This window comes from Streptomyces sp. NPDC001135 (assembly GCF_053598395.1).
Genome location: NZ_JBSFKD010000002.1, coordinates 127,657 through 140,860 on the forward strand (window position 1 = coordinate 127,657; position 13,204 = coordinate 140,860).

Sequence of the window (13,204 nt, forward strand, 5' to 3'; positions counted from 1 at the left end):
CGCTAACCTCGCTGTCTAGAATTGCCTGCATGGTCACCAGAACCGACGCCCCGACCCGCCGCGAGCAGATCCTCAAGGAGGCCGCCCGGCTCTTCGCCGAGCGCGGCTTCCACGGCGTCGGTGTCGACGAGATAGGCGCCGCGGTCGGTATCAGCGGCCCCGGTCTGTACCGGCACTTCCCGGGCAAGGACGCGATGCTCGCCGAGCTGCTGGTGGGCATCAGCGGCCAGCTGCTGACCGGGGCCAAGCGGCGCCTGGCGGAGGCGGACGGCCGGATGGGCGCCTCCGAGGTCCTCGACTCCCTCATCGAGGGCCACATCGACTTCGCGCTGGACGACCGTCCCCTGATCACCCTGCACGACCGCGAGCTGGACCGCCTCCGGGACAGTGACCGCAAGCTGGTCCGCCAGCTCCAGCGGCAGTACGTCGAGCTGTGGGTGGAGGTGGTCCGCGAGGTGTATCCGGGCCTGTCGGAGCCCTCGGCCCGCTCGGCGGTCCACTCGGTCTTCGGTCTGCTGAACTCCACACCGCACCTGGGCCGGGCGGGGACCCTGCCGGGGCGCGCGGCGACGGCGGCGCTGCTGCACCGGATGGCTCGGGGGGCGTTCGCGGCGGGGGAGGGGTGACGCGGTGCCCTCCGGTCCCCGGACCGCGGACACCCCCGGGTTCCTCCGCTGCGGCGAGGCCGGGTGCCGGCCCGGGCGCGTGGCCAAGGTCACCCTGGACGCCAGAACATACTCACCAGTACCTTGGAGTCTGAGCAAGCGCTTAGACAGGTAGCTGGAGGTGGGCGGCGTGCGCCGTACGGTGTTCAACGAGGATCACGAGGCGTTCCGGGAGACCCTGCGCGCCTTCATCGAGGCCGAGGTCGTCCCCGTCTACGACGAGTGGTTCGCCGCCGGCCAGGCGCCGCGCGACTTCTACTACAAGCTCGGCGAGCTGGGCATCTTCGGCATCAACGTCCCCGAGGAGTTCGGCGGCGCGGGCCTGGACAGCCACAAGTTCGAGGCCGTCCTCTACGAGGAGACCGCCCGCGCGGGCGTGCAGTTCGGCGGCTCCGGCGTGCACGTGCTGCTCGCCCTGCCGTACATCAAGATGCTCGCCACCGACGAGCAGAAGAAGCGCTACCTGCCGAAGTTCGTCACCGGCGAGGAGATGTGGGCCATCGCGATGACGGAGCCGGGCACCGGCTCCGACCTCGCGGGCATGAAGTCCACCGCCAAGCTCTCCGAGGACGGCACGCACTACGTCCTCAACGGCGCCAAGACCTTCATCACCGGCGGCGTCCACGCCGACCGTGTGATCGTCTGCGCCCGCACCGCCGCACCGACCGCCGAGGACCGCCGCCACGGCATCTCCCTGTTCGCCGTCGACACCAAGTCCGAGGGCTACTCCGTCGGCCGCAAGCTGGACAAGCTGGGCCTGAAGACCTCCGACACCGCCGAGCTGGCCTTCGTCGACGTCAAGGTCCCCGTCGAGGACCTGCTCGGCGAGGAGAACAAGGGCTTCTACTACCTCGGCCACAACCTGGCCTCCGAGCGCTGGGGCATCGCCTTCGGCGCCTACGCGCAGGCCAAGGCCGCCGTCCGGTTCGCCAAGCAGTACGTCCAGGAGCGCACCGTCTTCGGCAAGCCGGTCGCCCACTTCCAGAACACCAAGTTCGAGCTGGCCGCCTGCCAGGCCGAGGTGGACGCCGCCGAGGCCGTCGCCGACCGCGCCACGGAGGCCCTCGACGCCGGCGAGCTGACCCCCGCCGAGGCCGCCAGCGCCAAGCTGTTCTGCACCGAGGTCGCCCACCGCGTGATCGACCGCTGCCTGCAGCTGCACGGCGGCTACGGCTACATGAACGAGTACCCGATCGCCCGCCTGTACGCGGACAACCGCGTCAACCGCATCTACGGCGGCACCAGCGAGATCATGAAGTCGATCATCGCCAAGGACATGGGCCTGTAAGGGCCGTGCGACCGGGCGCGGTCACCGGCCGGTACCACCAGAACCCATGAGTCAGGCACTCCAGGATCTCCTCGATCTGCTCGACCTGGAGCACATCGAGGAGAACATCTTCCGCGGCCAGTCCCGCTCCGCCGTCGTCCCCCGCGTCTTCGGCGGGCAGGTCGCGGCACAGGCGCTGGTCGCCGCCGGGCGGACGGTCCCCGCGGACCGTCCCGCCCACTCCCTCCACGCCTACTTCCTGCGCCCGGGCGACCCCGGCGCGCCGATCGTCTACACCGTCGACCGCATCCGCGACGGCCGTTCCTTCACCACCCGCCGCGTGGTCGCCGTCCAGCACGGCAAGCCGATCTTCCACCTCTCGGCGTCCTTCCAGACGTACGAGGAGGGCCTGGAGCACCAGGCGCCGATGCCAGCCTCGCCCGACCCGGCGACCCTGCCCACCTCCCAGGAGCGGCTGCGCGGCTACGGCCACCTCGCGCCCGAGGTCGTCGAGAGGTTCCTCCAGGCCCGGGAGGCGATCGACCTCAGGTACGTCGACGAGCCGCCGTACGGGCAGTTCGGCGCGCCCCGCGAGCCGCACAGCCAGGTGTGGTTCCGCACCAACGGCAAGCTCGGCGACGACCCGTTGCTGCACGTCGTCCTCGCCACCTACGTCTCCGACATGACCCTCCTCGACTCCGTGCTGCTCGCGCACGGCCGCGGCGGCTGGGCCGTGGGGGATGTCGTGGGCGCCTCCCTGGACCACGCGATGTGGTTCCACCGGCCCTTCCGCGCCGACGAATGGCTGCTGTACGACCAGGAGTCGCCGTCCGCGCACGGCGGCCGGGGCCTCGGCCAGGCCCGTATACACACCCAGGACGGCCGGCTCGCCATCACGGTCATCCAGGAGGGTGTGGTCCGCGTCCCGCGCTGAGCCCGCCGTCGGCGTTACGCCAGTCCCGCCTCGGCCAGCAGATACGCCGTCAGGGGGTCGTAGTAGCGCGGGCTGACCACGTGGTCGTCGAGCGGTACGACGACCTGCAGGGTGCCCTCGGACTCGGCGAGGAACAGCGCCGGGTCGTTGGAGTCGGCGTACCCGACCGCGTCCAGGCCGTGCTGTCCGGCGTACCCGGCCCAGCCGTGGTCGGCGACCACCAGGTCCGGCAACGGGCGGCCCGCCCGCTCAAGTCCTGTCAGAATGGCCCGCATCGGCTCCCCCGAGTGGGTGTGCCACAGCGTCGCCCCGTGCTCCAGCACGGCCACGTCCGCGAACTGCATGACGTACCCCTCGTCCGTCTGCAGCCCGTCCGGGACGACCACGATCTCGCAGCCGGCGGCACGCAGCGCGACGGCCGTGGCCCGGTGCACGTCCAGCAGGCCGCCCGGGTGACCGGTCGCGAACAGCACCCGCTGCCGCCCGTCGGCCGCCTTGCGCAACCGTGCCGCCATCCGCTCCAGCGCGTCCACGGTCAGCTCGGGGTCGATCGTGTCCTGCCCGTACCGGTACTCGGGATCGTCGCTGACACCCACCCGCTCGGCCATCACCGCGAGCACGTCCTGCTCGTCCGTCCAGCGCTCGCCCAGCTCCAGGCCGAACCAGAAGGTGCGGACACCGTTGGCGAGCTGGCGGTAGTGGGAGAGGTTGTTCTCGCGGGGCGTGGCGACGTCCCCCGCGATACGGGTCCTCACCAGGTGGTCGACGAGCTGGGCGCGGCTGGGTGTCCCGGATATCGGCATGCCTCCCATTGTGGGGCAGCGCACTGCGGGCGTCCTCGGCATATCGCCCGGTGGGACGCGGCTCACCCGCCGGATCGGCCGTGCCGCAGCGCGAACCACAACTCCATGCGTACGTCCGGGTCGTCCAGGTCGGCGTCCAACAGGGCGGCGCAGCGGGCGATCCGCTGCCGCACGGTGTTGCGGTGCACGTCCAGCGCCACCGCTGTGCGGTCCCAACTTCCGTGCAGAGACAGCCAGTTGCGCAGGGTTTCGGTCAGCTCGGGCCGGTCGGCGAGCGGCGCGAGTACGGCCCGGGCATGTGCCTCGGCGTCCGCCCGCGGCACCAGGGCCTCCCACCCCGGCCGGGTGCCGTGGCGGACCAGCGGGGTGCGGGTGGCGCGGGCCCGGGCGAGGGCACGGGCCGCCTGGGCGTCGGCGTCCGCCCACTCCCGCGGCGCGACGGCGGCGCTCACCCCGAGCGTCCACCCGGCCTGCGGCCCCGGTGCCCGCCCGCCCGGCACCAGCACCCGTACGACGTCATGGGCGAGGTCGACCAGTGGCGAACCCAGGGCGGCGCCGAGCGCGGAGGCGGCGACGGCGTCCGGGGGCTGCCCCTCGGGCCGGGCGTGTACGACGACCCAGCCGCCCTCCCCCAGCAGCGGAGCGACCGCCTCCGGCGGGGCACCGAGCAGCAGCCGCACCAGCGCCGAGGACCGTGCCGCCCCGGCACCGCTGTGATGCTCCCCGGTCAGCAGGGACAGCAGGACCGCGGCGACGGAGGCGATGGTGTGGTCCCCGGGCTCCCGCCGGGCGCCGGCCACGGCGAGTACGAACCCGTCACCGGCACCGAGGGCGTAGACGGCGAGGTGGGCGGAGCCGGCGGTGGCGGTGGCGGAGGCGGGGAGGGGGCGGGAGGGGGCCGGGGCGGTGTCCGCGCCCGGCGCGTGCGGGGCCGCCCCGGGTGCCGGGCCGCCGGTGGCGCGTACCACGGTCGCCAGTTCGGCCAGTGCGTCGCGTACCTCTGCGGCCGGCTCGCGGCCCGCGGCGGCGAGGGCGGTGCCGTCCGGGCCGTAGAGCACCGCGTGCCCGGACAGGTGCTGGGCCAGGCGGCGCAGCACCGACGGCACCGGGTCCGGGCGGGCGGCGGCCGAGGCGAGGCCCTGCTGGGCCTCCGTGACGCGGCGCAGCTCGGCGAGCCGGGCCTGGGCCATCAGCTGCCACACCGCGCGGGCCACCCCGGAGAAGGTGGTCTGGGGCGGGACCTCCAGCAACGGCAGTCCGTGGCGCTCGCAGGCGGCGACCAGCGCGCGCGGCACCATGTCGTGCACCGGCGCGAGGCCGAACCCGAGGGCGGCTCCGCCCGCCGCCACGATCCGCGAGACGTAGTCGTCGAAGTAGTCCCCCGGTCCCGAGTCCTCCCCCACATGACCGGGGGCACCCCCGTCCGAACCCGCCGCCTCCGGGACGTGCACTCCCGCCGTGAGCAGCAGCTCACCGCCCAGCAGATACGGGTACGGGTCGGCCATCTCCGAGGTGTGCGCCCAGTGGATCACGAGGGAGGGGTCGGACGGGCCCGCGATCTGCCGCAGACCGAGATCGTCGCGGGCGAGCAGGGCCGACAGCGGTACCGGTGGGGTCGGTGGGACCGCTGGGGTGATCGTCTCCGGCATGGTGTGCGTTTCCTCCATCCCGCCCCGTTCATATGGATGAAACGTACACTTCGCAGTCGCTTTCCGGCCACCTAGTGTCAAGTCAGCACGGCAGCCGCGGGTACGGGCGGATGTCCCCGCGAGCCGCTGCCGTCCGTTTCCCCTGCATCTGCACGACACGCCACCGGACAGTGCGCGAAGGAGGGCCCCATATGGCCGTCGACTACACAGTGATCGTCGTCTATCTCGCCAGCATGCTGGCCATGGGCTGGTGGGGCATGCGCCGCGCCAGGTCCAAGAGCGACTTCCTGGTGGCCGGCCGCCGCCTGGGCCCGGCCATGTACTCCGGCACCATGGCGGCGATCGTCCTCGGCGGCGCCTCCACCATCGGCGGCGTGGGCCTCGGCTACCAGTACGGCCTGTCCGGCGCCTGGATGGTCTTCACCATCGGCCTGGGGCTCCTCGCGCTCTCCGTCTTCTTCTCCGCCCGCATCGCCCGCCTGAAGGTCTACACCGTCTCCGAGATGCTGGACCTGCGCTACGGCGGGCGGGCCGGCGTGATCTCCGGCGTGGTCATGTGGGCGTACACCCTCATGCTGGCCGTCACCTCGACCATCGCCTACGCCACGATCTTCGACGTCCTCCTCGACATGAACCGGACCGTCGCGATCGTCCTCGGCGGCTCCATCGTCGTCGCCTACTCCACCCTCGGCGGCATGTGGTCCATCACACTGACCGACATGGTCCAGTTCGTGGTGAAGACCATCGGCGTGCTGCTCCTGCTCCTGCCCATCGCCGTGGTCAAGGCGGGCGGCTTCTCGGAGATGAAGGCCAAGCTGCCGACCTCGTACTTCGACCCGCTGGGCATCGGCGGCGAGACGATCTTCACCTACGTCCTGATCTACACGTTCGGCATGCTGATCGGCCAGGACATCTGGCAGCGCGTGTTCACCGCCCGCAGCGACAGGACCGCCCGGTGGGGCGGCACGGTGGCCGGCACCTACTGCCTGGCCTACGCCCTCGCCGGCGCGGTGATCGGCACCGCCGCCAAGGTGCTCTACCCCAAGCTCGGCAGCCCCGACGACGCCTTCGCCACCATCGTCAAGGACGAACTCCCCGTCGGCGTGCGCGGCCTGGTCCTGGCCGCCGCCCTGGCCGCCGTGATGTCCACCTCCTCCGGCGCCCTGATCGCCTGCGCCACGGTCGCCAACAACGACATCTGGTCGCGGCTGCGCGGTGCCGTACGGAGCGGCGGCGAGGACCACGACGAGGTCACCGGCAACCGGGCGTTCATCCTGGTCATGGGCGTCGCGGTGATCGGCACGGCGATCGCGCTGAACAACGTGGTCGAGGCGCTGACCGTGGCGTACAACCTGCTCGTCGCCGGCCTGCTCGTGCCCATCCTCGGCGGCCTGCTGTGGAAGCGCGGCACGGTGCAGGGCGCGCTGGCCTCCGTGATCGTCGGCGGCCTCGCGGTGATCGGCCTGATGGCCGGGTACGGCATCCTCGCCAACGAACCCGTCTACTACGGCCTGCTCGCCTCCCTCGCCGCCTACCTCGTCGTCTCGCTGGCGACGCGGCCCACCGACGAGACCGTCCTCGCCGTCTGGCGCGAGCGCCTGGCCGGACGGTCCCCCGAACTCGCGTCCGAACCTGTCCCGGCTCACCAGTAGAGTCGTAGGGAAAGCAGTACATGCGCGATGAAGCGCAAGAAAGAAGGCAATTCACCATGAGCAGCAACGAGACGCCCCGCGGCCCTGTCGACTCCTCCCGCATCCCGCGGTACGCCGGACCCGCGACCTTCGCCCGGCTGCCCCGCCTGGACGAGGTCGGCACCGCCGACGTCGCCGTCGTGGGCGTGCCGTTCGACTCCGGTGTCTCGTACCGGCCGGGCGCCCGCTTCGGCGGCAACGCCATCCGCGAGGCGTCCCGGCTGCTGCGCCCGTACAACCCGGCGCAGGACGCCTCCCCCTTCGCCCTGGCGCAGGTCGCCGACGGCGGCGACATCGCGGTGAACCCGTTCAACATCAACGAGGCCGTCGAGACGATCGAGGCGGCGGCGGACGAGCTGCTCGGCACGGGCGCCCGCCTGATGACCCTGGGCGGCGACCACACCATCGCGCTGCCCCTCCTGCGCTCGGTCGCCAAGAAGCACGGCCCGGTCGCCCTGCTGCACTTCGACGCCCACCTGGACACCTGGGACACCTACTTCGGCGCCGAGTACACGCACGGCACCCCGTTCCGCCGCGCGGTGGAGGAGGGCATCCTCGACACCTCCGCCCTCTCCCACGTCGGCACCCGCGGCCCGCTGTACGGCAAGCAGGACCTCACCGACGACGAGAAGATGGGCTTCGGCATCGTCACGTCCGCCGACATCTACCGCCGGGGCGCCGACGAGGTGGCCGACCAGCTGCGCCAGCGCATCGGCGACCGCCCGCTGTACATCTCCATCGACATCGACTGCCTCGACCCGGCCCACGCGCCCGGCACCGGCACCCCCGAGGCCGGCGGCATGACCTCCCGCGAACTGCTGGAGATCCTGCGCGGTCTGGCGTCCTGCAACCTGGTCTCGGCGGACGTCGTCGAGGTCGCGCCCGCGTACGACCACGCCGAGATCACCTCGGTCGCGGCCTCGCACACGGCCTACGAACTGACCACCATCATGAGCCGCCAGATCGCGGCGGCCCGCAACGTCTAACTCTCCTTAGGGGACCGAGAGCAGTGACCCACGACCACGACCTGGTACTCCGCCCGACCGAGGCCCAGCAGGAGGCCGCGCTGAATCCTCCCCCCGGCCGCAACGGCGGAGACCTGGTCGTGGAGACCCTCGCCGGACTGGGCGCGACGACCGTCTTCGGCCTGCCCGGCCAGCACGCCCTCGGGATGTTCGACGCCCTGGGCCGCTCCTCCCTGCGGTATGTCGGTCTGCGGGTGGAGAACAACGCGGGCTTCGCGGCCGACGCGTACGGCAGGATCACGGGAGAGGCGGCCCCGCTGCTCCTCTCGACCGGCCCGGGAGCCCTGACCTCCCTGGCCGCCCTGCAGGAGGCCGCCGCCGCCTCCGCCCCCGTGCTGGCGATCAGCAGCCAGGTCCCGACGGCCGGCCTGGGCGGCGGCCGTCACGGCTACCTCCACGAACTCCCGGACCAGGCCGCCTCCTTCCGGGGCGTGGTCAAGTCCGTCCACACCGTCCGCACCCAGTCCCAGATCCCCTCCGCCGTCGCGGCGGCGTGGAAGTCGGCGCTGACCGCACCGCACGGCCCCGTGTGGGTGGAGATCCCGCAGGACGTGCTGCTGGCTCCGACCGCGCTGCCGGTGGTGACGGCGCCGGACGCCACACCGGAGGACCTGGTCCCGCGCCCCGAACTGACGGCGGTGGCAGCCGACCTGCTGTCGCGTGCGGCCCGCCCGGCGATCATCGCGGGCGGCGGGGTCGTACGATCCGACGCCTCGGGAAAGCTGCTGCAGCTGGCCGAGCGGCTCGACGCCCCCGTGGTCACGACCTTCGGCGGCAAGGGCGCGTTTCCCTGGGAGCACCCTCTTTCGATGCAGTCCTGGCTGGAGGACCGGCATACGACGGACTTCCTGGAGGACGCGGACGTCCTGCTGGTGGTCGGCTCGGGGCTCGGTGAACTCTCCTCCAACTACCACACGTTCAAGCCGCGTGGCCGGGTGATCCAGATCGAGGCGGACCTCGGCAAGCTGGAGTCCAACCATCCGGCCCTCGGTATCCACGCGGACGCGCGACTTGCCCTGCAGGCGCTGCTGGAGACGGTCCAGGAGCGCACGGACGAGTCGGCGCCGGGGCGGGTGCGGGAGCTGCTGTCCCGAGTCGGCGAGCGCATCGCCTCCCAGGAACTCACCCTGGAGCAGGAGCTGTTGGCGTCCGTCCGCCGTGCCCTGCCCTCGGGCGCCCCCTCCTTCTGGGACATGACGATCCTGGCGTACTGGGCGTGGTCGGCCTTCGATCCCCGGGGCACGAACACCATGCACTCCGCACAGGGCGCCGGCGGCCTCGGCTACGGCTTCCCGGCGGCGCTGGGCGCGGCGGCGGCCGACCCGACGCGCCCGGTGCTGGCGGTGTCCGGCGACGGCGGCGCGCTGTACTCGATCGCGGAGCTGGCCACGGCGAAACAGTACGACCTGCCGGTCACCTGGCTCATCGTCGACGACGGCGGCTACGGCATCCTCCGCGAGTACATGACGGACGCCTTCGGCCGGGCGACGGCGACGGAACTGACCCGCCCGGACTACGTGGCCCTGGCCGAGTCCTTCGGCGTCCCCGGGGTACGGACGACCCCGGAGACCCTGGAGGAGGACCTGGCGAAGGCGCTGTCCGCGCCCGGCCCTTCGGTGGTCGTGCTCCCGGCGGTCCTGCGGATGTTCGCGCCGACGCACCTCACGGCGTGATCCCGGCCCGCCGGATCCGGGGGTGCCTCAGTGGCACGTGCTCGACGTGCTGATGTACACCTGCGTCGGGTGCGCCGAGCCGAAGGACCAGCCCTGTCCCGGCTTCATGCAGATCGTGTGGTAGTCGGAGAACTTCACGTAGGCCACGTCGTCGTGCCGGGTGTTGACCGCGCCCTTCGCCCTGCGGCTCGCGCCGAGCGTCTGCCAGTACCCGGTGTCCTTGAACTTTCCCGTCATCGTGTTGCCGTTGTAGAAGCACACGTACGGATACGGACAGCTCGGCCGGGCCGCGGTGGACGCCGAGGCGGTCTGCGCGGAGAGGGCCAGACCGCTCCCGGCCATGGCGCACGCGGTCAGGACGGCGGCGGTCGCGCTACGGAATCGCATGGATGCTCCTTGGACTCGGTTGTCTGAGGCGGCCCGCCCCACCCCCGTGGGAGCGGGCCGCCGAATGCCTGGGGCGGTGCGGGGTGGACCGCACCGCCCGTCGTGCAGCACCGACAGTGCAGGCCGAGTCCAGGACGGGGCCAGGGCCGCCGGGCAGTTGCCGCCGACGCGGGACGTCCCACCCTGGGACCTGCGCAGACGCCGTGCGCCATGAGGCACCGGCGGGACGCGGGAACGCCCCCGGAGACGGCCGAAATCATGCGCTCACGCGCCGGGCCACGGGAACCGGGCGCCCTGTGTGGGGCATCCTCCTTGCGGGGAGTTGCAACAGACATGGGGTGGAGCATGTCTCGTTGGAAACAGTTGCCGGACTCGCTCGACCCACGAGTGCGGCAACTCGCCGTACGGATGCGCCGTATCAAGGACCACAGCGGTCTGAGCCTGCAGGCACTGGCCGCCCGGACGGGCTACAGCCGTGCCTCCTGGGACCGCTACCTCAACGGCCGTTCCCTGCCGCCGAAGGAGGCGGTGGCGGCGCTGGCCCGCGCCTGCGACATGGACCCGGCCCGGCTGCTGGCCCTGCACGAGGTGGCCGTGGCGGCGGGGCGCGGGGGCGGTCAGGAGCGGCCGGCGGAACCGGGCGCGGATCCGGGCGCGGATCCGGACTCGGGTCCGGCCGGGGAGGAACCGGCGGGCACGGGCCGGGAGAAGGGCACACGGGGACGGAAGGCGCTCACCGTCGTACTGGCCTCGGCCGTGCTCGTCACCGCGGTGATCGTCCTCCTGGTGGCCGCGCCGTGGCACGGCGGACCGGGGCGCGGCGACGGCCGGCCGGTCCCGGCGCAGACCGCGCCGTCGGCCTCCGGGACGGGGACGGGCGCGGACAAGGGGGCATTCGTGTACCGGGCCGGAAAGGACTACCCGTGCCGGGTGCACCGGGCCGCGGACGGGCTGCTGTACGCGGGGTACAGCACGACCCGTGTCGGCCTGATCGGCAAGGGATCCGCACAGTGGGACGTCGTCGAGGCACAGTGCCTGCTGCGCCACCACGGCCTCTCGCCGGGGGTCGCCGACGGTGCGTTCGGCTCCCGCACCGAGCGTGCGGTGGAGCGGTTGCAGCAGGGGGCACACCTGCGCGTGGACGGGGTCGTCGGCGAGGACACCTGGGGGGTGCTGCGGAAATGACGTCCGGCGACCGGCCGGTGGAGTGCGAGCGGCTGGCGCAGGCGCTGCGCGGGCTACGCGCCCGGACCGGGCTGAGCCTGGCCGCACTGGCCGCGAAGACGCCGTACAGCAAGTCGTCCTGGGACCGCTATCTCCGTGGCGGGACCGTTCCGCCGCGGCAGGCCGTGGCGGAACTGTGCGAGCTGGCGGGCGAGGACCCCGGCCGTCTGCTCGCCCTGTGGGAACTGGCCGACGCGGTGTCGAGCGGGCGTGCGGCGGGCGGGGCCCCGGCGGCCGGGCGTGCGGCGGGCGGTCGCCCCGAGGGCGTACGTGCGCCGGGTGGGCACCCGCTCGCGGCGGTGCCGTCGCCCGCTCCGGCCCCGGCCGGGACACTCCCGCCCGAAGAAGGCGACCGCTCACCCCGGCGCCCGTCGCGGCACCTGATCGCCGTCGTGGGTGGTGCGCTCGCGGTCGTCGCGGCCCTCGTGCCGCTGGCGGCGACCGGCGCCTTCAGCGGGTCCGACCCGGGCCCGCGCACCCCGCCCCCGGCGTCCCCGTCCGCGCTGGTGCAGGGATGCCACGGCGGTGGCTGCACGGGCAAGGACCCCGAGACGTACGGCTGCGGAGCCGCCCCCGTGCCGGTGACCCTGGGCCGGCAGAGCTTCCCCGGGCCGACCGTGGTCAAGATCCGGCACAGCACCGCCTGCGGTGCGGTGTGGGTGCGGATCGACCTCGGGAAGGTGGGGGACCGGGCGGAGATCCTCGTACCGCACCACGCGCCGTGGCGCATCGAGGTCAAGGACCGGTACGACGCCCAGGACTCCCTGTCCACCCCGATGGTCGCCGCCTCCCGGTCCGACCTGGACCGCGTACGCGCCTGCCTGGTACGCGACGGCGAGCGGCACTGCTTCGGCACCCAGGGGTAGCGACGCGTCCGCGGACCCGGTTGCTACCTCAGGGGTTCCCGTCCGGTGCCAGGACCGCGGCCGCCAGGTGGTCACGGAACCAGCGGTGGCCCGGGTCGGCCGCGTTGCGGGGGTGCCAGGCCATCCCGAGGTCCAGGGGCGCCAGGTCGAGGGGGACCGGGAAGGTGCGCAGGCCCAGCGCGGCGATGGTGCCGGGGAGCCAGTCGGGCAGGGTGAGCGCGACGAGGTCGGTGTCCCGGGCCAGCATCAGCGCGGCCGTGTAACCGGGCACGACCACCGCGGTCCGGCGCCGCAGTCCGAGGTCCGCGAGCGCGCGGTCGACCGGCCCGGTGCGCTTGCCGAGCCGGGAGACACCGATGTGGTCGGCCGCGGCGAAACGGCGGGCGTCGATCCGCCGGCCGAAGAGGGGGTGACCGCTGCGGGCGACACCGACCAGGTGCGCGCGCCTGAGCTGCCGGGTGTGGATCTCGGGATCCAGATGGTCGAGGACGCCCAGTTCGACGTCGACCAGCCCCTGCCGCAGCCCGGGGCCGCCCTCCACCGCCTCCGGCAGGAAGACGACGTCCACGTGCGGGGCCTCCGCGTGGATCCGGTCGGTCAGGGTCCGGGCCAGCCCCGTCAGCAGCAGGTCGGTGGCCTGCACCGTGAACGTGCGCCGCAGATGCACCGGGTCGAAACCGGCCCCGGGACGAAGGACGTTGTCGCAGCCGCGCAACAACCCGGCCACCTCTTCGCGGAGTTCCAGCGCCCGCGGCGTCGGTACCATCCGCTGGCCCGCGCGGACCAGCAGCGGATCACCGACGGCACGGCGGAGCCGGGCCAGCGTACGGCTGACCGCCGCGGGTGAGGTGCCGAGCCGCTCGGCGGCACGGGTCACGCTGTTCTCCTGGAGCAGGGCGTCCAGGGCGCGCAGCAGATTGAGATCCATGGACGCTCCTGAGCGGCGTTCTCGAGCTGCGTTCTTACGTCTGAGGCAATGATTGCGTGCCGATCTTTGCATTGCTGCGGAATTCCCCGGTG

General features: G+C 72.8%; 12 protein-coding genes. 8 read left to right on the forward strand and 4 right to left on the reverse strand.

Annotated features, from left to right (window positions below; all coding sequences use genetic code 11):
* Window positions 1-29 precede the first annotated feature (29 nt).
* The 3 genes from ACWC94_RS03635 (at window position 30) to tesB (ending at window position 2,866) form a co-directional block, all read left to right on the forward strand.
* Window positions 30-626 (forward strand): SACE_7040 family transcriptional regulator, encoded by a 597-nt coding sequence (locus ACWC94_RS03635; RefSeq protein WP_450794725.1) that lies wholly within the window; start codon window positions 30-32, stop codon window positions 624-626.
* Between the two features lie 169 nt (window positions 627-795).
* Window positions 796-1,953, forward strand: a complete 1,158-nt coding sequence (locus ACWC94_RS03640) for an acyl-CoA dehydrogenase family protein (RefSeq protein WP_059415810.1) — start codon at window positions 796-798, stop codon at window positions 1,951-1,953.
* Window positions 1,954-1,999: 46 nt separating this feature from the next.
* Entirely contained in the window at window positions 2,000-2,866 is an 867-nt protein-coding gene (gene tesB, locus ACWC94_RS03645; RefSeq protein WP_450794726.1) for an acyl-CoA thioesterase II, read from the forward strand.
* A gap of 14 nt (window positions 2,867-2,880) precedes the next feature.
* Here the strand turns inward: tesB and ACWC94_RS03650 are convergent, their stop codons facing one another.
* Complete coding sequence (locus ACWC94_RS03650; protein ID WP_450794727.1) at window positions 2,881-3,669, reverse strand: phosphatase; 789 nt, start codon at window positions 3,667-3,669, stop codon at window positions 2,881-2,883.
* A 62-nt stretch (window positions 3,670-3,731) separates the two neighbouring features.
* Window positions 3,732-5,318 carry a helix-turn-helix domain-containing protein gene (locus ACWC94_RS03655; RefSeq protein ID WP_450794728.1) on the reverse strand — a complete coding sequence of 529 codons (1,587 nt, stop codon included), beginning with the start codon at window positions 5,316-5,318 and terminating at the stop codon, window positions 3,732-3,734.
* A 191-nt stretch (window positions 5,319-5,509) separates the two neighbouring features.
* Here ACWC94_RS03655 and ACWC94_RS03660 point away from each other — a divergent pair, with 191 nt between their 5' ends.
* From ACWC94_RS03660 to ACWC94_RS03670, 3 genes are read left to right on the forward strand one after another with little or no spacing between them, the layout of a single operon-like run.
* Window positions 5,510-6,970: a sodium:solute symporter gene (locus ACWC94_RS03660; protein ID WP_450794730.1), complete on the forward strand. Its 1,461-nt coding sequence runs from the start codon at window positions 5,510-5,512 to the stop codon at window positions 6,968-6,970.
* A gap of 56 nt (window positions 6,971-7,026) precedes the next feature.
* On the forward strand, window positions 7,027-7,995 hold the full coding sequence (gene speB / locus ACWC94_RS03665; RefSeq protein ID WP_450794731.1) for an agmatinase: 969 nt from the start codon (window positions 7,027-7,029) through the stop codon (window positions 7,993-7,995).
* Between the two features lie 23 nt (window positions 7,996-8,018).
* On the forward strand, window positions 8,019-9,707 hold the full coding sequence (locus tag ACWC94_RS03670; RefSeq protein WP_450794732.1) for a thiamine pyrophosphate-binding protein: 1,689 nt from the start codon (window positions 8,019-8,021) through the stop codon (window positions 9,705-9,707).
* Between the two features lie 27 nt (window positions 9,708-9,734).
* Here the strand turns inward: ACWC94_RS03670 and ACWC94_RS03675 are convergent, their stop codons facing one another.
* Window positions 9,735-10,094, reverse strand: a complete 360-nt coding sequence (locus tag ACWC94_RS03675; protein WP_450794733.1) for a hypothetical protein — start codon at window positions 10,092-10,094, stop codon at window positions 9,735-9,737.
* A gap of 345 nt (window positions 10,095-10,439) precedes the next feature.
* Here ACWC94_RS03675 and ACWC94_RS03680 point away from each other — a divergent pair, with 345 nt between their 5' ends.
* Window positions 10,440-11,279, forward strand: a complete 840-nt coding sequence (locus ACWC94_RS03680; protein ID WP_450794734.1) for a helix-turn-helix domain-containing protein — start codon at window positions 10,440-10,442, stop codon at window positions 11,277-11,279.
* Window positions 11,276-12,184: a helix-turn-helix domain-containing protein gene (locus ACWC94_RS03685; RefSeq protein WP_450794735.1), complete on the forward strand. Its 909-nt coding sequence runs from the start codon at window positions 11,276-11,278 to the stop codon at window positions 12,182-12,184. Before ACWC94_RS03680 ends, ACWC94_RS03685 begins: the two co-directional genes overlap by 4 nt.
* A gap of 28 nt (window positions 12,185-12,212) precedes the next feature.
* Here the strand turns inward: ACWC94_RS03685 and ACWC94_RS03690 are convergent, their stop codons facing one another.
* Entirely contained in the window at window positions 12,213-13,112 is a 900-nt protein-coding gene (locus tag ACWC94_RS03690; RefSeq protein ID WP_450794736.1) for a LysR family transcriptional regulator, read from the reverse strand.
* Window positions 13,113-13,204: the final 92 nt, after the last annotated feature.